The sequence below is a fragment of the Vibrio sp. 1249-1 genome, from assembly GCF_033340495.1.
The window spans coordinates 1-1,322 of sequence record NZ_JAWOWJ010000067.1; the positions used below are offsets into that span (position 1 = coordinate 1).

Consider the following 1,322-nt stretch of genomic DNA (forward strand, 5'->3'; position numbering starts at 1 on the left):
TCCTATCGCCAATGTCGAATACCATTGAGGATTGCGCCAATCCACGCCCAAAACATGAGCGAGAATTATTCGAATTACGCCACCATGCGTGACAATTAACAAGTTGTCATTGATATCGTTAATGATTTGAGACCAAGCGCGACTAACGCGCTGAGAAAATGTGCTTAAGCTCTCGGCATTAGGCAACGAATGGTGAGCGGGTGATTGCCAAAAGGCATCGAGTTTTTTCCAATGTTCAGTAAGCAAATCAAATGGCATGCCATCGAAGTCACCAAAGTCCATTTCTTGCAGATCGTCTTCGGTGGTCATTGGCAACAATTGTTGCTCAGCTAATATTTGCGCCAAATCGTGACAACGAGAAAGCGGCGACGATATTATCCCCGCTACGTCGTATCCTTTGGTTTCCCAAGCCATGGCGATTTGCTGCTGCTCGGCCTCTTTCACTTTGAGATCAGTCTGACCATGTAAGCCAGGCGCTGCGTCTACTTTTCCATGACGCATAAGATAGATATTGAGCGTTTTCATTACCTTCGTATCCTATTCTTTAAGAGCCAATGGCAACCCTGCCGCAACAAACGTTACTCGAGAGCATACTTGAGCAAGTTGTTGATTCATGCGCCCTGCATTATCAACAAAATAGCGGCTCACAGCACCCAGCGGCACGATGCCCATTCCCACCTCGTTAGAGACAAAAATCAGTGTCGCGCGAGAATTTTCAACCGCTTGAGTGAGCTTTTCTATCTCTTGTTCTAATGACTCGTTACGACAGGCTTCACCTAGCTCAAAAATCCAGTTGTTCAGCCACAGCGTTAAGCAATCAACCAATACAACGTCATTGGAATCAAAATGAGCAAGTAAATCAGGAAGTCGAAGGTGGCATTCGTGTTCATGCCACCCTTCCCCACGTTGAGCTTGATGATGCTTAATCCGCTCTCGCATCTCATCATCAAATGGCAACGCAGTAGCGACATAATGTAATGACTTGTTCTGCTTTTCGGACAACTGTCTTGCGGTTTGTTCAGCAAGTTTCGATTTTCCTGAACGAGCACCACCGAGAATTAACTTCTTCATATATTTTGATAAAACGCGATTAGAGTAAGGTAAACCAAGAGTTCAGAAAGCTGCTGCGCTGCACCTAAGCAATCGCCAGTAAAACCGCCAATGCGCTTAGTCAGCCAACGTTTGAATGCAAATCGAAATGTAAACAAAACGATGACGATAAATGATGTCTGCATTACCCCGAGAAAGAGCGAAACCACGCCCGCAGTAAACAGCAAAATGGCAACTTCAGACGAGGACTGCTTGTTCGCAAGCGGCTTGCT

3 protein-coding genes are annotated in these 1,322 nt (G+C 45.8%); all 3 read right to left on the reverse strand.

The annotated features are described in order from the left end of the window. Positions 1–525: alpha-ribazole phosphatase (cobC, locus tag R7Z50_RS24250; protein WP_318149317.1), on the reverse strand; the 525-nt coding region annotated here is incomplete at its 3' end. Positions 526–537: 12 nt separating this feature from the next. After that, positions 538–1,071: a bifunctional adenosylcobinamide kinase/adenosylcobinamide-phosphate guanylyltransferase gene (cobU, locus tag R7Z50_RS24255; protein ID WP_318149318.1), complete on the reverse strand. Its 534-nt coding sequence runs from the start codon at positions 1,069–1,071 to the stop codon at positions 538–540. Continuing rightward, positions 1,068–1,322: adenosylcobinamide-GDP ribazoletransferase (locus R7Z50_RS24260; RefSeq protein WP_318149319.1), on the reverse strand; the 255-nt coding region annotated here is incomplete at its 5' end. The genes cobU and R7Z50_RS24260, both read right to left, overlap by 4 nt.

Coding starts and splice junctions, on each gene's coding strand:
- cobU (WP_318149318.1), bottom strand. CDS start 1,071: ATGAAGAAGTTAATTCTCGGTGGTGCTCGTTCAGGAAAATCGAAACTT.